This is a genomic window from Acinetobacter sp. NyZ410 (assembly GCF_022828975.1).
Lineage (GTDB): Bacteria > Pseudomonadota > Gammaproteobacteria > Pseudomonadales > Moraxellaceae > Acinetobacter > Acinetobacter guillouiae.
The window spans coordinates 3,489,338-3,515,697 of record NZ_CP094620.1; the positions used below are offsets into that span (position 1 = coordinate 3,489,338).

At 37.4% G+C, this 26,360-nt stretch carries 31 protein-coding genes; 17 read left to right on the forward strand and 14 right to left on the reverse strand.

Going from position 1 to position 26,360, the window contains the following annotated elements; all coding sequences use genetic code 11:
• Positions 1–283: 283 nt before the first annotated feature.
• The 8 genes from MTO68_RS16550 to pabC all read right to left on the reverse strand — a co-directional run bounded on the left by MTO68_RS16550 (position 284) and on the right by pabC (position 6,948).
• Positions 284–1,057 (reverse strand): helix-turn-helix transcriptional regulator, encoded by a 774-nt coding sequence (locus MTO68_RS16550; RefSeq protein WP_244013538.1) that lies wholly within the window; start codon positions 1,055–1,057, stop codon positions 284–286.
• An 18-nt stretch (positions 1,058–1,075) separates the two neighbouring features.
• Positions 1,076–1,456 carry a hypothetical protein gene (locus MTO68_RS16555; protein WP_034616260.1) on the reverse strand — a complete coding sequence of 127 codons (381 nt, stop codon included), beginning with the start codon at positions 1,454–1,456 and terminating at the stop codon, positions 1,076–1,078.
• Between the two features lie 108 nt (positions 1,457–1,564).
• Positions 1,565–2,446, reverse strand: coding sequence for a histone deacetylase (locus MTO68_RS16560; RefSeq protein WP_244013540.1), 882 nt, complete (start codon positions 2,444–2,446; stop codon positions 1,565–1,567).
• A 4-nt stretch (positions 2,447–2,450) separates the two neighbouring features.
• Positions 2,451–3,431 (reverse strand): hypothetical protein, encoded by a 981-nt coding sequence (locus tag MTO68_RS16565; RefSeq protein WP_004823139.1) that lies wholly within the window; start codon positions 3,429–3,431, stop codon positions 2,451–2,453.
• Between the two features lie 488 nt (positions 3,432–3,919).
• A complete protein-coding gene (locus MTO68_RS16570; RefSeq protein WP_004823140.1) occupies positions 3,920–4,336 on the reverse strand; it encodes a PaaI family thioesterase in 417 nt (138 codons plus the stop codon).
• Positions 4,337–4,463: 127 nt separating this feature from the next.
• Positions 4,464–5,063 carry a dTMP kinase gene (gene tmk, locus MTO68_RS16575; protein WP_004823143.1) on the reverse strand — a complete coding sequence of 200 codons (600 nt, stop codon included), beginning with the start codon at positions 5,061–5,063 and terminating at the stop codon, positions 4,464–4,466.
• Positions 5,064–5,072: 9 nt separating this feature from the next.
• The gene (mltG, locus tag MTO68_RS16580; RefSeq protein ID WP_244013542.1) at positions 5,073–6,134 is read right to left on the reverse strand and encodes an endolytic transglycosylase MltG; all 1,062 of its coding nucleotides are present in this window, start codon (positions 6,132–6,134) and stop codon (positions 5,073–5,075) included.
• On the reverse strand, positions 6,127–6,948 hold the full coding sequence (pabC, locus tag MTO68_RS16585; RefSeq protein WP_096734779.1) for an aminodeoxychorismate lyase: 822 nt from the start codon (positions 6,946–6,948) through the stop codon (positions 6,127–6,129). The genes mltG and pabC overlap by 8 nt, the downstream gene beginning before the upstream one ends.
• Positions 6,949–7,111: 163 nt before the next feature.
• Between pabC and MTO68_RS16590 the strand changes: the two genes are divergently transcribed.
• The 7 genes from MTO68_RS16590 to MTO68_RS16620 all read left to right on the forward strand — a co-directional run bounded on the left by MTO68_RS16590 (position 7,112) and on the right by MTO68_RS16620 (position 14,105).
• Positions 7,112–8,122, forward strand: coding sequence for a sulfate ABC transporter substrate-binding protein (locus MTO68_RS16590; protein WP_244013543.1), 1,011 nt, complete (start codon positions 7,112–7,114; stop codon positions 8,120–8,122).
• A 43-nt stretch (positions 8,123–8,165) separates the two neighbouring features.
• Positions 8,166–8,771: an alpha/beta hydrolase gene (locus MTO68_RS16595; protein ID WP_105713612.1), complete on the forward strand. Its 606-nt coding sequence runs from the start codon at positions 8,166–8,168 to the stop codon at positions 8,769–8,771.
• A gap of 80 nt (positions 8,772–8,851) precedes the next feature.
• Positions 8,852–9,685: a sulfate ABC transporter permease subunit CysT gene (cysT, locus tag MTO68_RS16600; RefSeq protein WP_004717179.1), complete on the forward strand. Its 834-nt coding sequence runs from the start codon at positions 8,852–8,854 to the stop codon at positions 9,683–9,685.
• Positions 9,682–10,578, forward strand: coding sequence for a sulfate ABC transporter permease subunit CysW (gene cysW, locus MTO68_RS16605; RefSeq protein ID WP_004717181.1), 897 nt, complete (start codon positions 9,682–9,684; stop codon positions 10,576–10,578). Before cysT ends, cysW begins: the two co-directional genes overlap by 4 nt.
• Positions 10,579–10,588: 10 nt before the next feature.
• The gene (locus MTO68_RS16610; protein ID WP_244013545.1) at positions 10,589–11,650 is read left to right on the forward strand and encodes a sulfate ABC transporter ATP-binding protein; all 1,062 of its coding nucleotides are present in this window, start codon (positions 10,589–10,591) and stop codon (positions 11,648–11,650) included.
• A gap of 55 nt (positions 11,651–11,705) precedes the next feature.
• The gene (locus MTO68_RS16615) at positions 11,706–12,635 is read left to right on the forward strand and encodes a CysB family HTH-type transcriptional regulator (RefSeq protein WP_004717184.1); all 930 of its coding nucleotides are present in this window, start codon (positions 11,706–11,708) and stop codon (positions 12,633–12,635) included.
• 252 nt (positions 12,636–12,887) lie between these two features.
• Positions 12,888–14,105: an outer membrane protein transport protein gene (locus MTO68_RS16620; protein WP_244013547.1), complete on the forward strand. Its 1,218-nt coding sequence runs from the start codon at positions 12,888–12,890 to the stop codon at positions 14,103–14,105.
• Positions 14,106–14,193: 88 nt separating this feature from the next.
• Here MTO68_RS16620 and carO read toward each other — a convergent pair whose 3' ends face one another.
• Complete coding sequence (carO, locus tag MTO68_RS16625; RefSeq protein ID WP_105713610.1) at positions 14,194–14,943, reverse strand: ornithine uptake porin CarO; 750 nt, start codon at positions 14,941–14,943, stop codon at positions 14,194–14,196.
• A gap of 304 nt (positions 14,944–15,247) precedes the next feature.
• Between carO and dapD the strand changes: the two genes are divergently transcribed.
• From dapD to MTO68_RS16655, 6 genes are all read left to right on the forward strand, one after another.
• Entirely contained in the window at positions 15,248–16,069 is an 822-nt protein-coding gene (dapD, locus tag MTO68_RS16630) for a 2,3,4,5-tetrahydropyridine-2,6-dicarboxylate N-succinyltransferase (protein WP_004717190.1), read from the forward strand.
• Between the two features lie 109 nt (positions 16,070–16,178).
• Complete coding sequence (gene queE, locus MTO68_RS16635; protein ID WP_004717192.1) at positions 16,179–16,889, forward strand: 7-carboxy-7-deazaguanine synthase QueE; 711 nt, start codon at positions 16,179–16,181, stop codon at positions 16,887–16,889.
• 36 nt (positions 16,890–16,925) lie between these two features.
• Entirely contained in the window at positions 16,926–17,597 is a 672-nt protein-coding gene (gene queC, locus MTO68_RS16640; protein WP_004717194.1) for a 7-cyano-7-deazaguanine synthase QueC, read from the forward strand.
• Between the two features lie 13 nt (positions 17,598–17,610).
• Entirely contained in the window at positions 17,611–18,021 is a 411-nt protein-coding gene (locus MTO68_RS16645; protein ID WP_004717195.1) for a hypothetical protein, read from the forward strand.
• A gap of 65 nt (positions 18,022–18,086) precedes the next feature.
• Positions 18,087–18,779, forward strand: a complete 693-nt coding sequence (locus tag MTO68_RS16650) for a diphthine--ammonia ligase (RefSeq protein ID WP_004823155.1) — start codon at positions 18,087–18,089, stop codon at positions 18,777–18,779.
• A 9-nt stretch (positions 18,780–18,788) separates the two neighbouring features.
• The gene (locus MTO68_RS16655; protein ID WP_034612555.1) at positions 18,789–19,250 is read left to right on the forward strand and encodes a peroxiredoxin; all 462 of its coding nucleotides are present in this window, start codon (positions 18,789–18,791) and stop codon (positions 19,248–19,250) included.
• Between the two features lie 154 nt (positions 19,251–19,404).
• Here the strand turns inward: MTO68_RS16655 and MTO68_RS16660 are convergent, their stop codons facing one another.
• Positions 19,405–20,004 carry a LysE/ArgO family amino acid transporter gene (locus MTO68_RS16660; protein WP_034612553.1) on the reverse strand — a complete coding sequence of 200 codons (600 nt, stop codon included), beginning with the start codon at positions 20,002–20,004 and terminating at the stop codon, positions 19,405–19,407.
• Between the two features lie 180 nt (positions 20,005–20,184).
• Between MTO68_RS16660 and MTO68_RS16665 the strand changes: the two genes are divergently transcribed.
• Complete coding sequence (locus MTO68_RS16665; protein WP_004823159.1) at positions 20,185–21,075, forward strand: LysR family transcriptional regulator ArgP; 891 nt, start codon at positions 20,185–20,187, stop codon at positions 21,073–21,075.
• Between the two features lie 209 nt (positions 21,076–21,284).
• Here the strand turns inward: MTO68_RS16665 and gstA are convergent, their stop codons facing one another.
• Complete coding sequence (gene gstA, locus MTO68_RS16670; RefSeq protein ID WP_244013549.1) at positions 21,285–21,890, reverse strand: glutathione transferase GstA; 606 nt, start codon at positions 21,888–21,890, stop codon at positions 21,285–21,287.
• A 97-nt stretch (positions 21,891–21,987) separates the two neighbouring features.
• Between gstA and MTO68_RS16675 the strand changes: the two genes are divergently transcribed.
• Positions 21,988–22,899 carry a LysR family transcriptional regulator gene (locus MTO68_RS16675; RefSeq protein WP_034612546.1) on the forward strand — a complete coding sequence of 304 codons (912 nt, stop codon included), beginning with the start codon at positions 21,988–21,990 and terminating at the stop codon, positions 22,897–22,899.
• Positions 22,900–22,974: 75 nt separating this feature from the next.
• Here the strand turns inward: MTO68_RS16675 and MTO68_RS16680 are convergent, their stop codons facing one another.
• Both MTO68_RS16680 and MTO68_RS16685 read right to left on the reverse strand, forming a co-directional pair.
• Complete coding sequence (locus MTO68_RS16680) at positions 22,975–23,538, reverse strand: YceI family protein (protein ID WP_034612544.1); 564 nt, start codon at positions 23,536–23,538, stop codon at positions 22,975–22,977.
• A gap of 62 nt (positions 23,539–23,600) precedes the next feature.
• Positions 23,601–24,167, reverse strand: a complete 567-nt coding sequence (locus MTO68_RS16685) for a nicotinate-nicotinamide nucleotide adenylyltransferase (protein ID WP_034612542.1) — start codon at positions 24,165–24,167, stop codon at positions 23,601–23,603.
• Positions 24,168–24,268: 101 nt separating this feature from the next.
• On the opposite strand from MTO68_RS16685, the gene MTO68_RS16690 reads away from it, so the two are divergent.
• Positions 24,269–25,069 (forward strand): enoyl-CoA hydratase, encoded by an 801-nt coding sequence (locus MTO68_RS16690; protein ID WP_004717217.1) that lies wholly within the window; start codon positions 24,269–24,271, stop codon positions 25,067–25,069.
• A gap of 98 nt (positions 25,070–25,167) precedes the next feature.
• Positions 25,168–25,926: a nitroreductase family protein gene (locus tag MTO68_RS16695; RefSeq protein WP_034612540.1), complete on the forward strand. Its 759-nt coding sequence runs from the start codon at positions 25,168–25,170 to the stop codon at positions 25,924–25,926.
• Positions 25,927–25,982: 56 nt separating this feature from the next.
• Here the strand turns inward: MTO68_RS16695 and MTO68_RS16700 are convergent, their stop codons facing one another.
• Positions 25,983–26,297, reverse strand: a complete 315-nt coding sequence (locus tag MTO68_RS16700; protein ID WP_004823167.1) for a hypothetical protein — start codon at positions 26,295–26,297, stop codon at positions 25,983–25,985.
• Positions 26,298–26,360 lie beyond the last annotated feature (63 nt).

Sequence of the window (26,360 nt, forward strand, 5' to 3'; positions counted from 1 at the left end):
TTCACTGAATATAAATCAACGCTTTTTTTATTATTTGATCATGTTTCATCAATTACTAAAAATGGATTTTTTCATTCTGAGTAAAACAAAACACTTGAGCAAGAACAAAGCACTGCTTTGTTTGTAGCGCAAGGATGTGGTAGCACAAGGTGAGGTATCGTCTACGCAAATCAATTTAAACTCTTCAAGCTAAAATGTGACAGTGCAAATCTTTTAATGATTCATAAAGTTATAAATTCATTTTGATAAAATGCTAAAACCACTTCTATTTGAAAATAAAACCTTATGTTTGCTGCATATAATTTCGAGGAGAAAGCTGCATTATTTTCTTAAACATTACAATAAATGAGCTATCACTATCATAGCCTAATTTCATTGCAACCTGATGCACTGAATCTCCTTCTGTTAACCACTGTAATGCCAATACAACATGTAACTTTCTTCGCCATTGATTAATACTCATCCCTGTCGTTTGATGAAAAGTTCGTGTAAGGCTTCGTTCACTCATACAACATAACTTTGCCCATTCAGCCAAACTTTGATTCTGCTCAGGATGCTTTAATAAATGGCGGGTCAATTTAACTAAACGAAGATCTTGTGGAATGGGTAAATAAAATGTTGGCTTTACAACTGATTGAATTTCATCCAACAGGCATTGCTGCAAACGGAAGTCTTTTTCTGAAAGCACCGTATCAGACAAGGTTTCTACTCTTTCCAATAAGGCATTCAGCAAATTTGTCACTTGCAACATGGTGCAATTCGGTTCTAAAAGATGATCAAGTTGGGGGTCAATAAATGCAACATAACCACAAGAGACACCATAACTACTGACTTTATGTGGCACATTTGATGGAATCCATAAAGCCTGTTGCGCAGGAACAACCCAAATACCAGATGGTGTTTCCACAGTAATTAAGCCATTCACTGTCATCATCAATTGGCTTTTTACATGCTGATGTGACGCAAGCTCCCAATCAGGAACTTGCTGATGTATTTTTAATACAATAATTGCTTGGTCTATTTGATCTACAAAAAAAGGATCCACATTATCAAGCATGGTTTGCCTATATATTTATCACTTTAAAACAGCGTCGATGACTTTCTGCGCTTGTTGTTGATTGTCTACAATAAACATCGGGTAACCAGTAAACTTAATAAAGTTATTGGCAAATTTTTGCGTTTCAAGTCGAATATTTTCATCAGGTTCAATATGAATCAATGCTTTCACATATTGGGTTAAAATTTCACGTTTTGCTTTAACCCATGCTGCAACTTGCTTGCGTTCTTCATGGTCATTTTTTTGTTCAGGAAAGGCCCCTTCACTGATAAAAACAAAAGTTTCTTTGCGACTCAATAATGACTCATAAATTGCAATTGTTTCATCAACTGAAACTGCATCTTCAGCTTGATAACTAATACGAACGATTGGAAAGTTTTCTAAATTTTGAATAAACATGATAACCACCATAAATGAGAATAATTATCATTGTATGGATTTATACAGATCGTACATTATTAAATTCAGCCAATAAATACGGTATTCCAGCCAAATTTAACAGTGAATTTAGTCTTTATTTTTTTCATAATAAATACGATGCGCTATATGAAAAGTTTCAGCATGTAATTTTGCTAAATCATCTAAGTTCTGATAGCCCCCTGCAAGTACAAACATAATCGGAATATTGTCACGTTTGGCAAGGTTAAACACCATCTCATCTCTTTTTTGAATCAACTCTGTCGTAAACCATGCTGAACCATAAGGATCTGCTTGATGACAATCCATCCCTGCCTGATAAATAATAATATCTGCTTTCCATTCATTGGCTCGCTGAAACGCTTCATGCAATGCCATGGTATATTGAGCAAAACTTCCATGCTTGGTGTGAATATGACGGCTTTCCGCCCGCTCATACGTGGGGTAGCCAAAAGCCAAACCATAAATACTAAAATTATATAAATTATCTAATCTGCGGGTAAAATCAGCAGTTCCATCACCTCCATGCTGATCGCAATCCAAAATAAAGATGCGCTTATTTGCATAATGTTGTGCAATTAATGCCAAACCATTAAAAGTGCAATATGAGCCGCCATATTCATAATTGGCATGATGAAACCCTTGCGCAATATTGGCGGCAATCCCATGTTGAAATGCCAGTTCAGTTGCCAACAATTGCCCAGCATTGATGGAGAGTACCGCATCCCTTAATTGTTCATTCCAAGGCTTAAAACCAGCAAACGTTGCCAGTTTTGCCGGTTGTCCTGTTAAAAAAGCCTCAACATATTTAGGCGAATGTAAGGCTTTTAAAATTTCTGGATCAATTTGTTGTGGTTCATGAAATTTATAATGATTAAATTGCTGTAGTTGCTCTGCGACTGCAACAAGTTTTTCCATGCTATTGGTATGTGTTTGAGCAAAATAGCGTGGAGAAAAACAAACATTTAACATAAAGCTATCCGAGACTGAGTGCTCTCAATTGTGATTTTGCAACATCATTGAGTTGTTTTATAAGTGTTGTGTCAGGACTAAACAGCCCATTATTCACTTGTTGTTCAAAATGTGTCGTAAATGCCCTTTGTCGATTCTCAGGTGAAATGGCTAAAGTGGTTAATCGCAAGAACCAAAAACCTTGAATCTCTTTATAAGGAATAATATAGCCTTTAAACTCTTGATTGGGGACTTTGTTGGCAATTTGTTCAATATCATAATCGACAGAAAATAAAGAACCAATCGGAATACGAATTCCATTCATCAATAAAGGTTGTAAATTTATACAGGAATGATTATCCCCCATGTTCATTTTTTCAATCAACAGCGGACGATTTTGATCATCTACAAAAATGTTGATTGAGCCTTGTCTTAACATGGAACGATGGGCAATCTTTAGGAAAAATGCTTCTGCCATTGGACATGAGCCCACTTTAGGCTTGCCGTCAAGCGTCGCAATTTCAACATAACCTGTTTCATCTGCTGTTTTGGGTAAAATCACATCTTCCAACATAGCGCAAATCACATGACTTTCTTCTAATTGTGCTTGTTGCGATAAGCGTCTTAAGTTTGCTTGGATTGCAACTTCTTGTTCAACTAAGGCTTTAAACTCATCATCTTTGGCTTGAGTAAGAAAATTTTGAATCGATTTATTTTGATCTAAGTTATGCCAATCATCGATGTCTAATCCATAAGCATTTTTTTGCTCAAGGATCTTTTTTAATTTCTTAAAATCATAATCTTTAAATATTTTTAAATCAGTTGCTTCAACTTGATCACGCGGAAAATTAATGTACTCAGCCAATACGCGTGTTGCCTGCGTATAACCGCAACCACGGCGTTCAGTTTGATGTGAATAGTGTTCATTCAACATCTCCGTCAATTTATCTGATAAAGGAAAAACCTGTTCCTTAAACAAATCTACGACTTCATGACCTGATGACATATTCTTTATTCCATTTAATCTATATTAATTTTCAAAATAAACTATTTATTATGAATAAATTAGCATTATCCCTTGCAGAACTCAATATATCACTCAAGTTGTAATTGCATCTATATCAATCAATACAATTGATTGTTTATTATTCTTTTTGGTATTCATGATTCCGTGCCTATACATGATTTAAGTATCCATTAAAGATCTTTCATAAATCAAAAAATGACCATGTTTAGTGAATCAGATTGATATTGAAAGTCCCTTCTCCCTATGGGAGAAGGCTAGGATGAGGGGGATTTTATGATGATCTATGGCTTTAAAAAGAACTAACGTAAGAAGTCTATTGTTAATGACGCTATAACCAAAAATATAGATTGATGATCAAAACAATTTAACCAGCACTAAAAATAGTGAGCATTAACACACCATCAGAAAACCCAGTAAGGACTATAAAAAATTTCGTCCAATACGCATTTTTAAAATCCCTGAATGATTTATTTTTGTGGTGGAACAGAATACGTTCCTGTCACATGTGCAACAGGATCATCCGAATCTAAAGAATAAATCCAGACCTCACCGACAATTAAAGCTTTACCCACTTTCATCAATTTACACACGCCACGAATATCAACACCACCCGTTGGCTTGCGTAAAAAATTAATATTCATATTGGTCGTAACCGTCAAACCGACTAAACCAATTTCACCCATAATCGCAACATAAAGTGCAAAATCTGCTAGGGCCATCATGGTTGGACCTGAAACAGTTCCACCTGGTCGTATATCTTGATCACTGACGTGCCAAACCAAAGAAGCCCCTTTTTCAGTTACTTCTTCAATTTCACAACGTTGTAAGCTAGGTGAAAAAAATTGCTGTAAGAATTGTACGATTTCAGCTTTCGAGCTTTTCATAATTAAAGTCTTTATATCCCTGACCTAAAACAATATAAAGACTTTTGCCATTTAAAACACTAACGCTATCGTTCAAATCAATAGAATAAATTGCTCAATTTCACTTATTTAGAGGATTAATTGGTATTTATTTTAAATAACTCAACGCCTCAGCAAATACTTGCTCTGGTGCTTGAGTCGCATCTAAGCGTTTCATTCGTTGAGAATCACGCAAATGAATTTCAGAAAACCCACTGCGTACCGATTCAAAAAACACCACTTTTTCTTGTTCAAAGCGGTCTAATGCACCGCGTGCACGGGCACGGTTCATTCCCAATTCAATTGGCGCATCCAACCAAAAAGTAATATCTGGCATTTTAGAAACAAAATTTTCATTGAGCAGTTGTAACTTATCTCGACTTAACCCGCGACCTGCACATTGATAAGCAAAACTTGAATCGACAAAACGGTCACACAGTACAATCTTGCCCTCAGCCAAGGCAGGTAAAATCACAGCTTCCAAATGTTGTGCTCGTGCTGCATACATCAGCAATAACTCCGTGTCATTACTCATCTGTTCTTCATGATTGACCGACAGCAATAATGAACGGATTTGTTCAGCTAAAGGCGTACCACCAGGCTCACGTGTTAAAACAACCTGTTGACCTTGTTGTTGAAAGTAATCAAATAACTTTTGAATGAGCGTGGTTTTTCCTACACCTTCAGTACCTTCAAAACTTATAAACATGCTCATTCCTTAATTCTTAGACCGCATAACTTGAATATATTCTTGCACTGCACGATTATGATCATTCAGATTGGCTGTAAATTTGTGCCCACCATTACCTGTGGCAACAAAGTAAATGTTTTCAGAGTTATCTGGATGCATCGTCGCTTCAATGGCTTTTTTGCTTGGTAAAGCAATCGGTGTTGGCGGTAAACCATTGATCGTATATGTATTATAAGCACTCGGAGTACGTAAATCCTGCTTTGAAATCTTACCCGTATATTTATCACCCATCCCATAAATCACGGTAGGATCGGTTTGTAAACGCATGCCCAGTTTTAAACGACGATAGAACACACCTGAAACCTGACGTAACTCGCTGTCTACACTGGTTTCTTTTTCAATAATTGACGCCATGATTAAGGCTTCATATTTATTTTTATAAGGTAAATCTGGCGCACGTTTTTCCCAAGCTTCATCTAAAATTTTCATTTGACGTTGGTACAGGTCAGTCAAGATTTGCTTATCTGTTGCACCTTTATCAAAGAAATAAGTATCAGGCGCAAATAAACCTTCTGGGTGATCATAAGGAATATTTAAGGCTTTCAGCATTTCACCACTCGGAAGCTGAATCACCGATTTTTCTACCAATGGATCTTTTTTCAATGACTGAATTAATTGTTTCGATGTCGTCCCTTCTATCACCAAAAGTCGACTCATCTGTGCATTTTCAATATTAGAAACCATTTCTAATACTTGGCGTACATTCATACCTTTAGTGACTTCATATACACCAGCTTTCATGGTGTCATGAATGAAAATTTTCCGATAAAGCTTAAGAATGATTGGAAAACTAACCTTATCGTCCTTGGCCAATTGATCAATAAAACCGGTATAGGTTTCACCATTTGAAATAGACAGCTTTTGTTTTTGACCCGTCACTGGATACGCTTTAAAAATACTCATTTTTAAAATGATTGCAGTCATGATCAAAAAAATAACCAGAACGATCGCAATGCCTTTATAGATGTTATTGCTCACTTGGGCTTGAGTTTTCTTTTTAGATTTTGGCTTAGGTTTGGTTTTAGGCATGAGAATTAAACTGACTTAAATTTAAAGTATTAAATAACTCAACACAGGATTGAGTGTCTAGATGTTGATGATTCAACGTTTCGACCACTTTCATTGGACTGAGAGCATTGCAAAAGAACAGGCTTTGAAAATGTCGAATTTCATCCATATCGATAAAACGCTGTTCACAGGTGACACCATAATGTTGCATCCGTGACAAAATCTCGGCACGCATCACACCATGTACACCATTATAACGAAGTTCAGGCGTAATCCATCTATTGTTTATCCGAATAAAACAATTACTGCTCACACCTTCAACAACTGAACCTTGTACATCTGTGACTAATGCTTCTAACCAGCCTTTTGCCTGAGCTTCTTTTTTCAGTAACACTTGTTCTAAACGGTTTAAGGTTTTTAAACCCACCAAATTCGGCATCAATAAACCAATTGCTTGGTCCAATACACCACTGTGAATTAATTCAGGCTGGAAGCACGCGGTTGTTTTTGGATAATAAACCACATAAAGATCGGCCTCATGTTCAGGCATCGCATAGCCACGATCGCCATCGCCTCGACTAATGATGATCTTCAATGTACCGTTTAATATTCCATTTTTTTGTCTTAAACATTGTAGCGTCTGATCCAACAACTCAAAATTCACATCTAAAAATAAACGTTCAGCCGCCAACTTCAATCGAGCACGATGTAAAAGTTCCAACTCCATAACATCTTGATGTAATCGAACTGTGCTAAAACAACCATCTCCATAATGAAATGCTCGATCTAAAAGTGAAATAGAATCAACAAATTGAGCATTTTTAAAACAGATCATTAAGCAATTTCCTATGGCTTTGCACGAATACTATAAGCAATATCAGCATTTTCTTTTTCTCTTTTATTCATATAAAATTCGTTTTTTATTATTTTTTATGGATAAAGACTAGCGTTATCCTCACTCCATCTTACCGAACTTCAGAATTAAATGGGGCAAAAAAATGCAGTTCTCTAAACTTAAATTTGCTGTGGCAGCAGTACTGATCTCAACCACATCTTTCAGCGTTGCTGCAAAAGATTTTTTAAATGTATCTTATGATCCAACACGAGAATTGTACGATAATTTTAACAAACAATTTGCAACGTTTTGGAAATCTAAAACGGGTCAAGACATCCAGTTTAAACAATCACATGGTGGCTCTGGTAAACAAGCGCGTGCGGTTATTGATGGTTTGCAAGCAGATGTTGTAACTTTAGCATTGGCCGCAGATATTGACGCAATTGCACAAAATACAAATTTATTGCCAAAAGACTGGCAGAAGAAATTCCCACAAAACTCTACACCGTACACATCAACAATCGTTTTCCTCGTCCGTAAAGGTAACCCGAAAGGCATCAAAGACTGGGGCGATTTGGTAAAACCAGGTGTAGAAATTGTAACACCAAACCCTAAAACTTCTGGTGGTGCACGCTGGAACTACTTAGCAGCATGGGCTTGGGCAAAACACAAATATGGTTCAGACGCGAAAGCACAAGAGTTTGTACGTCAAATTTATAAACAAACTAAAGTACTCGATTCTGGTGCACGTGGTTCTACGACGACATTTGCAGAACGCGGTATTGGTGATGTGTTATTGGCTTGGGAAAATGAAGCGTATTTATCTACACGTGAACAACCAGGTAAATTTGAAATCATTACCCCATCACTGTCGATCTTGGCAGAACCACCTGTCGCAATTGTTGAAAAGAACGCTGAAAAAGACGGTAACTTAAACTTAGCGAAAGCATATTTAAACTATCTGTATTCACCTGCTGGTCAAGACATTGCAGCGAAAAACTTCTACCGTCCGCGTAATGCAACAATCTTGCAAAAGTATGCGACAACATTCAAACCGTTAAAATTGGTCACAATTGATAAAGAGTTTGGTGGTTGGACTAAAGTTCAAAAGCAACATTTTGAAAATAATGGTGTTTTTGATCAAATCGTCAAAGCCAATGCAAGTAGCAAATAACTGTTTAAAATAAACTTAAGCGAAAGGAAACAGGAGCATAGACATGATTCATACAATTATTGTTCCAGGCGTTGGTGGTAGTGATTACGATCACTGGCAATCTAAATTACAACGTGAACTCATGTCTTGCTCGCGCGTACAACAACAGGATTGGAACTTACCTATTCTTAAAGACTGGATTGCCCAATTTGTTGCGACTGTCGTCAATGCTACGCAACCTGTTCAAATTGTTGCACATAGTTTCGGATGTTTAACCACGGTTGCTGCTTTGGCTCAGCATCCTGAAATTGTAGCTAAAGTAAGAAAAATTATTTTAGTTGCACCAGCTAATCCAGCACGTTTTGGTGAGGCTGGTTTTGCTCGAAACAGTATCGGTGACTATGAAGCTTATTTTCATGAGTTGAAAATTACGGTCCCTGCTGAAATGATTATTTCTGAAAATGATCCTTGGTTAAATTTTGAAGATGCACAGAAGCTTGCGAAAGCGTGGAAAATTAGGCCTCGAAATTTAGGTCAGGTTGGGCATATCAATGTTGCATCAGGCTTTGGACACTTTCCTGAAATTTATGATCATTTAATTTTTGATAAGCAAAACTTCTTTATCAGTAATACTGATGACAACAAGTTGTTATTTAAATTTGCAATTTAATCATTGCCTTTTAAGCTTGCAAAATCGTTTTAAATTTGCTTATTGATTTCAATAAGCTTTCTCTCTTTTGAGGAGTCATCATGTCGCAGCGATCCCGAGTGCTGCCAGGTTTTGGTCTTTCACTAGGCTTCACCCTAGCGTATCTATCATTAATCGTACTGATACCACTATCTGCCGTATTCATAAAATCATTAGGCGTAGGTTGGGATGGTTTATGGGAAATCTTGAGCTCTGAACGTATTTTAAAATCATTACAGCTCAGTTTTACCACCGCCCTAATTGCAGCCTTGATCAATGTCATTTTCGGCTTTTTATTGGCTTGGTGCTTAGTCCGTTATTCATTCCCTGGTAAACGTATAGTAGATGCATTGGTGGACTTACCCTTTGCATTACCTACAGCGGTCGCAGGTATTGCGTTAACCTCTTTATATGCATCAACAGGTTGGATTGGTCACTTGCTTGAGCCTTTAGGGATTAAAATTGCCTATACCTCACTTGGTATTACGCTTGCTTTAATTTTTATTGGTATTCCTTTTGTGGTTCGTACAGTACAGCCAGTTTTAAGTGATCTTGAAACTGAGCTAGAAGAAGCCGCTTCTGCATTGGGTGCAAATCGTTTTCAGATCGTGACAAGAATCATTTTACCGATTTTGTTTCCGGCCTTACTGACTGGCTTTGCATTGGCATTTGCTCGCGGTGTGGGTGAATATGGTTCGGTCATCTTTATTGCAGGCAATATTCCTTACGAAACTGAAATTGCTCCATTAATGATCATTACCCGTCTTGAAGAATATGATTATGCAGGTGCGACGACAATTGCAGTGGTGATGCTGGTGATTTCTTTCTTTATCTTGTTCCTGATTAACTTGGTACAAGCTTGGGCAAGTCGCCGTACTGGGAGAACCGCACGATGAGCTTAAATACCAACAGCAATGCTTTGGCTGAAAAACTGCAATCTCGTGATGCGACACGTGAACCTGCCTGGGTACGTAATACCCTACTAATTATTGGTCTGATTTTCTTTTTAGGCTGCTTAATTCTACCGTTGGTGCTTATTTTTGTTGAAGCATTTAAACAAGGGATTCAAGTCTACTTTGCTTCACTGGTTGATCCTTATACCCTATCTGCGGTCAAACTCACATTATTGACTGCAGCCATTGCAGTACCTTTGAATGTGATTTTTGGTGTTACAGCAGCATGGTGTGTTGCCAAGTTTAATTTCCGTGGAAAATCATTCTTAACCACCATTATTGATACACCATTTTCAGTCTCACCCGTCATTGCTGGTTTAATGCTGGTTTTGATCTTTGGCTCACAAGGTTGGATTGGATCATGGTTAATTGAACATGATATTAAAATCCTCTATGCGACACCGGCCATTATCCTCGCAACTGTATTTATTACTGTTCCTTTTGTTGCACGTGAATTAATTCCATTGATGGAAGCACAAGGAACAGAAGAAGAAGAAGCTGCAATTGTGCTCGGTGCTTCGGGTTGGCAAACCTTTTGGAAAATTACCATTCCAAATATTAAATGGGGTCTCATTTATGGCGTGATTTTGTGTAATGCACGTGCCATGGGTGAATTCGGTGCAGTATCTGTGGTTTCAGGCCATATTCGTGGTGAAACCAATACCTTGCCGTTGCATATTGAAATTTTATATAACGAACCAAATTCGATTAGTGCTGCTTTTGCCGTCTCAACATTGTTAGCATTTTTGGCCATCATTACCTTGATTTTAAAAACATGGGTTGAATATCGCCAAGAAAAACAAGATCGCGAAAGTAAAGAATCAACTGTTTCTTAAGGAATTGCACATGAGTATTCAAGTTAAAAATATTGAAAAAAACTTCGGTGCATTCCATGCACTTAAAAACATATCGCTAGATTTTCCAGAAGGTCAACTGGTTGCCCTGCTTGGTCCTTCTGGCTGTGGTAAAACCACATTACTGCGTATTATTGCTGGTTTGGAATCAACGGATAGAGGACAAGTTATCCTTGAAGGTACAGATGCAACCAATATTCACGTACGTGAACGTCAAGTTGGTTTTGTATTTCAGCATTACGCACTGTTCCGCCATATGACTGTTTATGACAATGTTGCATTTGGTTTACGTGTTCGTCCAAAGGCGACTCGACCAAATGAAACTGAAATCAAAAAACGTGTTACCCGTTTATTGGATTTGGTACAACTTGGTTTCTTGGCAGATCGTTATCCAGCGCAATTGTCTGGTGGTCAACGTCAACGTATTGCATTGGCACGTGCCTTGGCTGTTGAACCACGTGTATTGCTCTTAGATGAACCTTTTGGTGCATTGGATGCCAAAGTACGTAAAGAATTACGCCGTTGGTTACGGACTTTACATGATGAATTACATATCACGTCAATCTTTGTAACCCATGACCAAGAAGAAGCCTTAGAAGTTGCTGATCAAATCGTGGTGATGAACAAAGGTGATATTGAACAAATTGGTTCACCGCGTGAAGTTTATGAAAAACCAGCAACTCCGTTTGTATTTGACTTTTTAGGTCAAGCAAACCGTTTTGAAGGTGAAAACCATCAAGGCATCATTCAAATTGGTGAAGATCGCATCCAACTGCCTTCGGCTACACAAACTGCCAATGGTAAAGTCATTGCCTATGCCCGCCCAAATGAATTAAAAATTCACACGCAACCGACTGAAAATACAATTCAAGCAACCTTCTTACGTGAGTTGTGGATTGCGGGTAAAGTCATGGCAGAGTTACAAGATCGTCAAGGACAACTGATTGAAATTGCTTTAAATCCTGATGAAGCAAAATTACATCAATATCGACCAAATCAAACAGTTTGGGTAAGTGCATCTACACTTCACCTATTTGAAAATCAAGTCGCGTAATCGACGACAGGATGAATATTACCCCTATTCATCCACATTTGAGGTATCGAACATCATGAACTTTCAACAATTACGAATTATCCGAGAAACAGTTCGTCAAAATTACAACTTAACCGAAGCCTCTGCTGCACTTTATACTTCACAATCTGGTGTCAGTAAGCATATTAAAGATTTAGAAGATGAATTGGGTGTACAGCTGTTTGTTCGTAAAGGCAAACGGTTATTAGGTTTGACAGAACCTGGTCAAGCATTGTTGAGTATTGTTGAACGCATGCTTATTGATGCTGACAATATTAAACGTCTTGCTGATGATTTTAATAAAGTTGATGAAGGTACGCTTACAATCGCAACAACACATACACAAGCACGTTATGTGTTACCACCGATTGTCAATTTATTTAAAAAAGCATTTCCCAAAGTTCATTTGATTTTGCAACAAGCCAGTCCTGTTGAAATCTCTGAAATGTTATTGCTTGGTTTGGCTGATATCGGTATTGCAACTGAATCACTAACCACTGAAGATAATTTGGGCAGTGTATCTTTCTATAACTGGAAACACAGTATTATCACGCCACAAGATCACCCACTGACTAAGCTTAATCCTAAAGAGATTACCTTAGAAAAATTGGCTGAATTTCCAATTATCACCTACCACGGTGGTTTTACAGGACGTTCTAAAATTGATAAAGCATTTGAAGATGCCAATTTAGATGTAGATATCGTCATGTCAGCACTGGATGCCGATGTGATCAAAACCTATGTTGAACTGGGAATGGGTGTCGGTATTGTCAATGATGTCGCTTATGACACAGAACGCGATAAACGTCTAAAACAAATCGATACTGATATTTTTGGTTTAAATACGACATGGATTGCGGTTCGTAAAGGGCACTTACTTCGTGGCTATGGCTATGAGTTTATTTCACTCTGCTCTCCAGAAGCCGATATCAAAGCATTGAAAAAAATTGCCTATCCTGATGATTAAACTTTGAGATAAATGATTAAGAAAGAAATTAAGTCATCGAGGAATAAATCGTCAATAAATAAACCATCAAATAGTCATGACGATCAAAGATAGAGAGCTACGGCTCTCTTTTTATCATTTAAAAATAAAACACAAACTCTTAAGAATAATTAATCTATTTGATTTTATTTAATATTTTAATATAAGCATGCCTTTTTAGTATAAAATTTAGTCTTATCTTTATCACTGATCAATTTATTTCGGGGGGAATGAATGAATTCTATTGCTTGGGGCTTAACCCTTGGAAGCTTTGTTCCTCTTTTTAGCCATGCCGCAGGTATGGAGAAATCTGACCAGTCTATCCTTGCTTTTTTAGAACCGAATCATTATGTAGAATTGTCTTATGCAGAGCTCTATGCAGATGTTTCAGGGCAACTACCTCAACATGAGCAATTCAAACAACTCGGCGTTCAAGATTTTTCAACGGGAAATCTTGTAAATAACTACCATTTTGTCAATGCTGCTGCAAAACTACAAATTGCCCCACAACTTTCATTTGGGCTGATTTATGATCAGCCTTATGGTGTGGATCTTAGTTATGAATATCGCCCGCAAAGCTATGCTGGAAAGCAGCTTTTAGAAGCTGGTCAATTTAATTTTAAAAGCCAAAATCTTTCGATGTTATTGGGTTATCAGCCTAGTGCGAATTGGAATATATACGCTGGTGGCATTTATCAACAGTTCGAGGGCGAACTCAAAGTTTTTGGAGCAAACTATTCAGCGATGAGTGGCTATCATGCACAGCTAAAACAAAGTTCAGGTCATGGTTGGCTTGCAGGTTTAAGCTATCAAATTCCAGAGTATGCGGTAAAAACTGCGATTACCTATCGTTCCAAGATCAATCATCAGTCGGTAATCACTGAAGATGTTGCAGAGCAAACTTTAAGTATTATTCCTTTCGCTAAAACACAAATCACCACACCTCAATCCGTCAATCTGGATCTTCAAACAGGTTTAACTCCATCGAATATTCTTTATGGCAATTTGAGGTGGGTCAATTGGAAAGATTTTGAAATTCAACCTAGACAATTTGGTGCAGTGGTTAAGATTGCTGCAGAACAATACCCTGAACTCATCAAACCTTTTAATCTGATTGATTATAACAAGGATCAATGGTCTGCAAAGCTTGGGCTTGCACATGTATTTTCACAACAATGTGTTGCCACTACAGATATTTCATGGGACTCAGGCAATGCTAATCCCGCTGGAACACTGAATCCTTCAGATGGTTTTTATGCTTTAGGCTTGGGTGCTTTATATAACATCAATTCGCAGAGCTTTATTTCTTATGGTGTTAAATATTTTAAATTCAATAAAGCAAAAGTTAGCGACTTAGATGCCAATACTTCAATTGTCCAAAACTCAAGTTTATCTGAAGTAGGCCATAATGATGCTTTTGCACATGGAATTCGAGTTGGCTATCGCTTTTAATTCATCTAAAAATTCAGCTATCAAAAATACCATGCTCAAAATAAAAAACGAGCCGAAGCTCGTTTTTTATTACATGATCAACAATAAATTACCAGTGGTAGCTTACGCCCACTTTACCTACTGGTAACCATTGATATTTGTCATCGTTACGAATTTTATTTTCTAAACGATCTGCTGCATCAGCACCCGAAGTTGGGTCAATGCTACCTACTTCTTGTAAACCAACAGCTTTTAAGTTCGCTGTAGGATTACCAGTGTAATAAGCACCTACTTCACCAAATACACCAATATTTTTAGTGATTTTTGGAGCCCAACCAAAACCTACATATGGAGCAATTTGGTTATCGTAATCTACTTTACCATTGATGCTACCATTGCCATTTGGTGCATAGTAGTTTTTACCATCAATTTTCAGAGTGTCATTTGAGTTATGTAAAGATTTCTTTAAATCATATTTACTGTCAACATAACCAACACCTGCTGCAACATAAAGACCTTGGGCTAAAGCATTTTCACTTGCACCCCATGGGCGAATTTCAGCATTTAAATAAGTCAAATTATTGTCTAAATCCATGTCATATTTAGTGCCATCAATAGACAAATCATCTGACCAAGAAATATCACCACCGTTATAACCCAATGCTAAACCAACATAAGGGTTTGCAGTCCAAAGTAAAGCACCACCGTAACCAGTTGTACCTACTTCAAGACGAGCGCCAGTAGGGATTAATTTATTTGCTTCAAATGCATAACCTTGGTCAACAACAGACCCATCAGCCATTGCTAAACCAGAAGCAGATAATGCAGCTGTAACAGCCAATAATTTTAACACTTTCATTTATGTCTCCTCAAAAAATAGAGTTTGTTCTTTAATCATTAATGTGTTGGACTCGAAACGATAATATGTGATTCTCTCCGCACAATTAATAGAGAAATTGATTACTTTTTGTTATTTTTTGATACAATTAGATATTAATTGTTGTTTTTAAAAGAAATAAATTAAATAAAAACTTAACAATTCACTTATTTGGTTGTTTTATTTTAAATTATAAGATTAGTTTTTTCGATTGAAACTAGATTTTATATCTAATCTGAGTCCAATTTGGTGTAGAATCTTTTAAAATTTTTTGGGAAGGAAGATCATGTCTCAGCTTTCAACGATCATTGAACAAGCGTTTGAAAACCGTGCCAACTTTACAGCAGTAGATTGTCCTGCTGACGTACGTCAAGCTGTTGAAGAAGCCATTGCTGGCTTAGATAACGGCACACTTCGTGTAGCTGAAAAAATTGACGGTGAATGGATTGTTCACCAATGGTTGAAAAAAGCTGTTTTATTGTCTTTTAAATTAAACGATAACAAGCCAATTGAATCATGTGATCTTCGTTTCTATGACAAAGTAGAGACTAAATTTACTGGTTGGACTGAAGAACAATTTAAAGCTGCTGGTGTACGTGTTGTACCACCTGCTGTTGCGCGTAAAGGTTCTTTCCAAGCGAAAAATGTCGTATTGATGCCTTCTTATGTAAACATTGGTGCTTATGTAGATGAAGGCACAATGGTTGATACATGGGCGACTGTAGGTTCATGCGCTCAAATCGGTAAAAATGTTCACCTTTCAGGTGGTGTAGGTATTGGTGGTGTTCTTGAACCACTTCAAGCAAACCCAACAATCATTGAAGATAACTGCTTTATTGGTGCACGTTCTGAAATCGTTGAAGGCGTGATTGTTGAAGAAGGCTCAGTTATTTCAATGGGCGTATTCATTGGTCAATCGACTAAGATTTTTGACCGTGAAACAGGTGAAATCCATTATGGTCGTGTACCAGCTGGATCTGTCGTTGTTTCAGGCAGCCTACCATCTAAATGTGGTACATATAGCTTATATGCTGCAATTATTGTCAAGAAAGTTGATGCTAAAACGCGTGCTAAAACAAGCTTGAACGAATTGCTTCGCGAAGACTAATTTATATTCCCTCGTGGAATTTTAGTTATCTAGCGTAGCAATCGTTTCTCATCTCTACGGTCAATCGTGATCGTAGAGATTTTTCATTTTGTAATCTGTGGTAAATTTCATGAATTCTCTTCGTTCTTCGACTATTCCTGTTTCTGATCCGTCTGCGGGGCTGCGTATCACGGAGATTTTTTATTCATTGCAAGGTGAAGCCAACACTGCGGGTTTACCGACTGTTTTTATTCGTTTAACAGGTTGCCCATTACGCTGTACCTATTGCGATACCACCTATTCTTTTGAAGGTGGCGAACGCCAATCGCTTGACCAAATAATTCAAACAACATTAGATTATAAAACTCCTTATATTTGTGTCACAGGTGGCGAACCGCTCGCTCAGCCCAATGCCTTACCCTTAATGCAACGTTTGGCAGATTTAGGTTGTGAAGTTTCTTTAGAAACCAGCGGCGCTTTAGATGTCTCTAAAGTCGACCCACGTGTTTCAAAAGTTTTAGATTTAAAAACCCCAACTTCGGGTGAGGTTGCACGGAATTTACTCAGCAATCTTGATCATTTAACTCAACATGATCAAATCAAATTTGTGATTTGTAATCGTGAAGACTATGAGTGGTCTAAACAGCAAGTTGAACAATACGCTTTAGCGCAAAAAGTCAGCACAGTATGGTTTTCTCCTGCTTTTGCAGTGGAAAAAGGTGCGGCACGCTTGCCTCAGCTTGCACGCGATTTAGCACAATGGATTTTAGAAGACCATCTCCCTGTTCGCTTCCAGTTACAATTACATAAATTGCTTTGGAACGATGAAACTGGTCGTTAAATTTATCGTCAATTATTAATATTTGGAGAGTTGGATATGCGCCCTCGTGCCGTAGTCTTATTATCTGGTGGCTTAGACTCAACGACGTGTTTGGCTTGGGCTCAAGCAAACTATGACTGTATTGCCCTAAGTTTTATGTATGGTCAACGCTCTACCACTGAACTCGATGCAGCCCGCGCTTTAACGCAACGTGCAGGTGTAGAACATCGTGTGATTAATATCGATTTAGGTAATTTAGGTGGTTCAGCGCTTACAGACCTTAACATTGATGTTCCTGATCATGAAACAGATGGTATTCCTGTAACTTATGTTCCAGCACGTAACACCATTTTCTTGTCTTATGCACTTGCAGCAGCAGAAGTTTTTGATGCTCAAGCAATCGTGATTGGTATCAATGCTGTTGATTATTCAGGATATCCTGATTGTCGCCCAGAGTTTATCGAGGCCTTTGCTAACATGGCTCGTCTTGCAACGAAAGTAGGCGTAGAAGGAAAACCGCTTAAGTTTGAAACACCTCTGTTACATTTATCCAAAGCGAATATAATACGCTTAGGCATCGAACATGGCGTAGACTATAGTCAAACGGTTTCATGCTATCAAGCAGATGACCAAGGACGTGCTTGTGGCAAATGTGATAGCTGCCGACTTCGTAAAGAAGGTTTTAAGGATGCAGGTATTGCAGACCCAACACGTTATATACCGCAATAACAAGGTACTGTTTATGAAAAATTTAAAATCAAGTCTTATTCTTTCTGCTTTATTTTCAGCTTCGGCTTTAATGGGATCTACGGCTTTTGCTGCTGAATCAAATGCAGTTCAACAAGCCTATAAAAGCGCAAATGTTAAATCTGCACTTATTGGCGTATGTAAAACAGAAACAGCTAAAGGTGGTAAATTAACGTCTGCTGAAGTAAGCAAATACTGTAGCTGTGCTGTTGAATCTGATGGTAAGTTAACCAACGATCAAAAATGGCAAATTCAAAGTGCCATTAACCAAAAGAAAAGCCCAGCAACACTTGCTTTCGTTCAAAAAAATAACCAAGACCTTCAAACATGTTTTGGTCCTCAGTTAACAGGTAAATTAAAAACCTTAACTGAAGAAGCAATGAAAGCAGCACAAGCGAAGAAATAATTTCTTGTCATTGCAAAGAGCCTGCCCATGCAGGCTCTTTTTACAATTGGATGATACAAAACCATATGCAGGACCAATGGAATACTGTGATACAGCAACAAAAATTTGTTGCTTCATATAGTGGCGGGAAAGATAGTAGCCTGGCTTTATATCACGCTTTGCAAAGTGGGCAAGCCGTAGCTCTCATTGTCATGCTAGAAGAACATGGACAAAGATCTCGTTCTCATGCCATGCCGCTTGATATCATTGATGCCCAAGCAGAGCTGATTGGTTTACCTATACTCAAAGCATCAGCCACGTGGAATGACTATGAACATCAATTTGTAAATCTCCTCAATCAAACCAAACAACTGGGTGCAGAAGCACTTGTTACCGGTGATATTGATCTGATTGGACATGCGCAATGGAACCAATCTGTCTGTGAGCAAAGCCAATTGCAGTTATGTATGCCATTATGGCAAAAACCTCGGCTCGACATTGTGGGTGAATTTATTCAATTGGGTTTTGTCAGCATCATTGTGACGATTAATTTAAACCTCGGTATGCGGGTTGAAGATTTGGGTAGAGTTTTAACAGCTGATTTTGTGGATGAATTAATCGAACGTGGGATTGATCCATGTGGTGAAGCGGGTGAATTTCATACCACGCTGATCGATGGTCCAATTTTTAAAAAGCCGCTTTTACTGAATAAAGGTGATATTCTCTATCATGAAAATTATGCCTTTTTAGCACTTGAACTTAAACACAACAGCATTTAAGGACAAACAATGACTGAACAAATACAACTTCCGAATCAGAAATTCCCAACGACGACGGGTGAGATCAACCTCACTGAGCTCTCTACAGATTGGTTAGTTTTATATTTTTATCCAAAAGATTCTACACCTGGTTGTACCACTCAAGCGGTTGGTTTCTCTTGTATAAAAGACCAATTTGACGCTTTAAATACCGCCATCATTGGTGTATCACGTGACTCTGTAAAAGCACATCAAAACTTTACGGAGAAGCAAGCATTGACCATTAATCTGATCAGTGACAAAGAAGAAGTATTATGTAAACACTTTGATGTGATTAAAGAAAAAAATATGTATGGTAAACAAGTGATGGGGATTGAGCGCTCAACATTTATTTATCATCAAGGCAAACTGGTTAAAGAGTATCGTAAAGTTAAAGCGGCTGGACATGCTGAACAAGTTTTAGAAGACTTAAAAGCACTACAAAAAGCTTAACTGCAAAAGTCCCTACTCGCTCTAAAGTTAACATGACTTTAAACGAGTCAGGGACTTTAAATCTTCTTATTGAGAACATCCTCAAGCCCGATATAGATTGTTCCCTCTTTCCTCATAAAAAGATCATTACTCTGACTTGATCCAACAATACCAATCAAAGCAGCAAAGAGATTGCAATTCCCCACATAACCAATGCAATAATAAAATCTAATATTTGCCATGCGCGTTGATTTTGAAAAACCGGGAGTAAAAAGCGTGCACCAAAACCTAAGCTAAAGAAGAATAACCACGATGCTGTTACTGCACCAATCGCAAAATAAAGTGCGGTAGTTTCAAACTTTGTCGATATAGAACCAATTAAAACCACTGTATCCAAATAAACATGTGGATTAAGCCAAGTTAAAGCTAAACAAATCAGAAGCATTTTCATAAGCTTGGATTCATTTTTTTCACTCGGTTTTAAACCTGTCGATGCTCTAAAAGCTTGTAGAAAATGTTGCGCCCCATAAACCAATAAAAACGTTGCTCCAAAATATTTTGCCCAATCGACAAACTCTGGATGCGTTTGAATGACTTTAGAAAATCCCAGTACACCCAATAAAATTAAAATCGAGTCAGATGCGGCACAGACCACGCAAACCCAAAATACATGTTGCTTCTTTAAACCTTGTTTGAGTACAAAAGCATTTTGAGCGCCAATTGCAATAATCAAGCTAAACCCAACAGCCAACCCCTGCATATAACTTTGCAACATTTTAAAACTACACTTTTAAAGTTTTGAATGGACTGTGCTATTATCCAAACTTATCTCTTTAAATGAGTATTTCTAAATAAATATCATCTTAGCTAAGTTTTTCTTAGTTGCTTGTGATGTGTCATTTTTAAAATAACTTATATCTTTATATAAAAAACGCCCAATTTTTTGAGGATCAGCATGTTACAAAGTAAGCATAGTGAAGCATTTCTAGCAGTTGCCGAAACAGGTAGCTTTGAGCAAGCTGCTATTCGTTTAAATATCACAGCATCAGCGGTAACGCTACGTTTACAAACTTTGGAAAAACAACTAGGACAAGTGCTGATCATTCGAGAAAGACCATGTAAAGTCACTCTAGCGGGTCAGGAAGTGTTACTTTTCCTGCAACATCATCGCTTGATGGAGCAAAATTTAATTCAGAATCTTCAAGGGCAAAGTTCGCAATCACAATTTTTTAAATTAAATATTGCCACTAATGCCGATTCATTGGTGACGTGGCTATTACCGACAATTCAACACACCTTACTCACAGAAAAAATTGTTATAGACTTAAAAATTGATGATCAAACCCAAACCCATCACCTTCTTGAAGCGGGATTGGTCAATGCTTGTATCTCGACCGAATCAAAACCTATGAAAGGCTGTGAGGCGATTCATTTAGGTACAATGAGCTATAGGATGGTTGCTACACCGAATTTTATTCACACTTACTTTCAGCATGGTATTCAACGTGAAACGTTACGGCATATCCCTGCTGTTATTTTTAATGATAAAGACCATGTACATGCCGAAGTTTTACAACACGTTTTTGGTTTGATGCCAAGCAGCTATCCATGCCACTTTATTCCTTCTGCAACATCTTTTGTAGATGCAATTTTGCTCGATTTGGGTTATGGCATGGTACCTAAAATGCAAATTCAAAAAGAATTAGCAACAGGACAATTGCTTGAAATCATGCCCAAAGCAAGAACCGATTTACATCTATATTGGCATCATTGGAAACAACAATCTAAGCAACTGGAAAAACTCACATTGGATTTAATTCGCAATACTCAATCTATTCTGGATTAAGCTTTCTAGAAGCCACGACTCGACCCAAATTAAAGTATCTTATTTTAATAATTTATAATGAAAAACTTTTAGAATCATTCAGCCACGATTTTCGCTATAAAGCTGTGTTAAAACATCATAGAAATACTTTGCTTCAATCACATACTTCAAGCTTAGAGCTGCCGTAGTTTTACTCAGTATTTATAAAACATACGGCATTGGATTTTTTCCTAAAGAAGACCTTCTGCTTGCATTGCTTTTTGTACAGATGGATGTTGTTGCATTTGCTCCATAAAAGCTTGTAAAGATTTCAAATGACTTAAGTCCAAATTGATAAATGTTGCCCAACGAGTCACAACAAATAAGTAAATCTCTGCAATGGTAAATCCTTGCCCCAACAGATTTTCCGAATCATGAATTTGCTCATCTACCCATGTGTATTTTTTTAATAATTTCTCTTTAAAAATATTTTTACTCGCATCATCAAACCCTTTTTGAAAAAATGGTGCATACGATTTATGTAATTCCGAACTAATGTAGTTCATCCACTCCAATACTTTATAGCGCTTTAAATCACCAAATGTAGGTAATAAATCACTACGTTTAGCAGTCTCAGCCAAATACTGGCTAATGATCGCACCCTCACTCAAATGCAAGTCATCATCACTGATTAAAAATGGCACTTGACCTTTCGGGTTAATTTTCAAAAAATCCTGACCCTGTTCCGTCTGGTGATTTTTAAAAGAAACTTTCACTAAATTAAAATCTTGGTTAATTTCTTGTAATACGATATGAGGCGCAAGTGAACATGCACCCGCTGTGTAAAAAAGTTGCATCTGCTTATTCCTTAAGTGGCTTTAACTTCATACTATTCTTAACATCATGAACAATAAATACTCATAATATCAATTCAGTTATTACATGGTGTATATAATGAACACAACATTCAAACGAACAATGTTGAGTAGTGTTGAAATATTTTGTCTCGTTGCAGAACAACGAAGTTTTTCCAAGGCTGCCTATCAAGCTGGTTTAACACCCGCAGCGGTAAGCCGATCCATTGCTCGTTTAGAAGATCGCTTAGGGATTCAACTGTTTAATCGAACAACACGCAATGTTCGTTTAACCCAAGCGGGTGAGGAATATTTTTTAGAGTGTCAGCAGGCCCTCAAACAAATTGCTGAAGTCGAATTAAGATTAAAAAATAAATCAGCTCAACCTTCTGGAACAATCAGGATGAGTTTACCAACACCTTTCGGTCACTTTAGAGTTCTACCTCTGTTACCTAAATTTCAGCAGCTTTACCCTGAAATTAACTTGGATATACAGCTCACCAATAAAAATGTAGATTTCATTACCGAAGGTTTTGATCTTGCTATTCGGGGGCGTAATGTGCCTGAATCCAATTTAATTGCTCGTTGTTTAGAAAAAGCCGACTTACTGATTGTCGCCTCTCCTGAATACTTAAAGAAACATGGCACACCTACTGAGATTGCCGATTTACAACATCATCAATGTATTCAATTTATCTTACCCAGCACAGGAAAAGAAGTGCCTTGGTCTATGCTCATTGAAAATGAAGTTGTAGAGATTCAAACGCAAGGGCACTTGAATTGCAGTGAAGATATTTTAGCCACCATTACCTTAGTTCAACATGGTGGTGGTCTATTGCAAACCTGCCGTTTTATTATTGAAAATGATTTAAAACAAGGAAAGCTGGTCGAAGTCCTACAACAATATTCAGGTACTCAACGACAATTTTCCCTGCTTTATCCTAAGAATAAATATGAACAACGACACATCCGCTTATTCATTGATTTTTTAATTGAACATCTAAAATATTAGACTTAAAAAACAGACCCGAAATAACGATAAGATTAGAAAATAACGCACCCTGATCCTTTCTATCTCGGCTGTTTTCTATTGTGCTTTCCACTGCCCAGACACTTGGATATTCACTTTTTCTCCAACGCCACCCACAGCTTTTTTCATTCCGAAATCACTACGCTTTATGACTGTAGTAGAGCTAAAATCCAGCAATTTTGGATTATTTAGATTGGGTTTAATTGTCGCATTAAAAGTTACAGGCTTAGTCACATTCCGCAAGGTTAAATTACCTGAAATTAGATACTTATTATTAGCAAGCGGTTTAAATGCGGTACTTTTAAAAGAAGCGGAAGGATATTTAGCAGCATAGAATAAGTCTTCACCCATAATCATATTTTTCAAGGAAGATTTATTAATGCTTAGGCTATTTACATCCATCACAAATTCAGTAGATGCCTTTTGCGGAGCGCTCGTATCAAAATTAAGGGCAGAACTCACACGCTTAAATTGCCCTTTGACGATGTTCATACCCAATGAGTCGATATGAAATCCAACATCACTATTGGGTGTCAATGTCCAAGATGCGGCATAACTTGAAATCGAAATAACGAAGCTACCCAATAAAGCCCCGTTTATAGCGACTGATTTAAACTGCATGCAATACTCCATTCATATTCTATATATTTCTATTCAGTGTATTGCAATGCACACAAAAAACATTAAAGATTTGATTTGTCTTGCGTTTGGTATTTGTACTTTAATTGTTGGTAAATTTCAGTTTTCTGAAACTTCTCTAAAAACTCAGCTGTGCCCAAAGGAAATTCGACCTGATAAATTTCACCACGATAATACGCTTCACGTAACGGGGTCGCAGAGATAGAGCCGACTAAACTATCCAGTTCAACCATTTGCCATTCTGGAAATAGTTTTAAGTAATAAGATGAATCATCTTTAAAATGACCAATTAAACCAATCTTATCGGTCTCTAAAACTGTAGCATTGACCAAGGACTTAACCAGCTCTACCCATTTAGTATCATTATAAACATCAATAACATGTACAAATTTGATTCGTTTTTGATCCGCTTCAGAAAAATTAGACAAAATCATTTGTTCCCGTTCTGATGCCAGAAAAGGATTTTTAGTATTCCGTTCATTTTGCGCAGAACCCAAGGCCAAAATTACATATTGGCTTTGTTGTAATGCAATTTTAATAGTTTGCATATGCGCGAGATGAAAGGGCTGAAAACGTCCAATATAAACAAGATAATCAAATTTATAAGTCATAAAAGTAATTTTTTATGAACTCATCAGTTGCAACAGAATTTCAAATATGCGACATAATGAGGGCATAAAATCCAATTAAATTTTAAAGCAAGGATAGTACGATGACACTTAGTTGTATTCAACAGCCACATCAACATTTAAACGCAAATTTAGAGAATGGTGTACTGACTTTAGCAATTAATCGACCAGAAGCAAAAAATGCACTGTATGGTGAATTGTATCTATGGATTGCAAAAGCCTTAGATGAAGCTGATCAAGATCGTGATGTTCGTGTGGTGATCTTACGTGGTGCAGACGCTGACTTTAGTGCGGGTAATGATATGAAAGACTTTATGGCTTTCATTCAACAACCACTTGAAGGTAAAGAAGGTGATGGTCCTCCATTTGTATTATTAAAATCTGCTGCACGTTTATCTAAACCATTGATCTGTGCAGTCCGTGGTGTAGCGATTGGGATCGGAGTAACAGTACTTTTACATGCTGACCTCGTTTATGCAGACAATACAGCCCTATTCCAAATCCCATTTGTCAGCTTAGGACTTTCTCCTGAGGGTGCTTCAAGCAAACTCTTAATTCAACAAGCGGGATATCATAAAGCGGCTGAATTACTGTTAACTGCACAAAAATTTAACAGTGAAAAAGCACTCAATGCTGGCTTAATCAATAGTATTGAAGACGATGTATATGGTCACGCTTTGCATCAAGCACAAACCCTTGCAGCACTTCCATTGGCTTCAATCAAACAAACCAAAGCGTTAATGAAGCATAATCTTGAAGAGATTATTCAATGCGTAGATGATGAAGCGGTGATCTTTATGCAACGCGTTAAATCACCTGAAATGGCTGAAGCCGTTGCTGCATTTATGCAAAAGCGTAAGCCAAACTTCTCTCAATTTAATTAATTGAGTGAATCTGATCAAAGCCACTGCATGACTAATATTCAGTGGCTTTGCTCATTTTGAATCCAATAAAACTGTTCATTTAATTATGGGTAAAGATCATGTCACAAGATACAACGACCAAGAAGCGCTATTACGAACCCGCTCCACAAGATATCGATATTGAAAATTTCCGTAAAGTCATAGAAAGTCGTCGCTCAGTCCGTAAATACACTGAAAAGCAAATTCCTGCTGATATTCTAGATGCTTGTTTAGATTTGGCTTTACTGGCACCAAACTCATCAAATCTACAGCCTTGGACGTTCTATGTGGTTCAGTCTCAAGCGAAAAAGAAACAATTGGTCAAAGCTTGTTTAAGCCAATTATCAGCAAAAACAGCCGCAGAACTGATTGTATGTGTGGCACGTATTGACCGTATTGATGAAATGGCAAAAAACAATTTAACCCATTTTCCCATGCCTGAAGCGCCAAGAGCGGTAAAACAATATTATAAATTTATCGCATATAACTATAAAACAGGTTATATGAATGCTTTAGGTAACTTTAAAAAAGTGGCTTTCAAAGTTGCACGCACTTTAGATAAACAACTTCCTGTTACTGCGTTTAACCCAGCTGATGCAAAGCTTTGGGCCAGTAAAACGACAGCCTTGGCTTGTGAAAACTTGGTTTTGGCTTTACGCGCTTATGGTTTTGACAGTTGCATGATGGAAGGTTTTGATGAACCCTTAGTTCGCAAGATCCTTAATCTAGGTGATAAAGAATTTCCAGTCATGGTGATTAGTGCCGGTGAACGTGCTGAAGATGGCGTATTCTTCCCACAATACCGTTTTGATCGTGATTTGTTTATTCAAAAAGTTTAATTTTAGCTTATAAATTCCTCCTCTCTGTTCAAAAGAGGGTTGAGATTTTTAAACTATTATTCAATATCAATCATTTGAATAAACTCAAAAGCAGGTTCTTCATAAGGATGACTTGCTTTTAAAGCGATTGCCACTTGTTTGGCCTTGTGTTCAGGAACGATGGTTTCCACTCGCCATTCAGGCAATTGCTCTAAATGATCTAACTCACCAATAAAAGGCTTTGCACCGCTTAACGGTTTAAATTGCCCTGTTCCTAACACTTGCCAAGCGCAATGTTCATAATCACCAATACCACCCGCTCCTGCTTGAAAAATTGCAAGTTTGGTTGCTTCAAGGTGTGATTCTGGAACATAGTAGATCAGTTTAAGCATATTATTTTATATTCAAAAACTCGATTATAGCTTTGTTCATATTTACTTTTACTTATTTTTTAT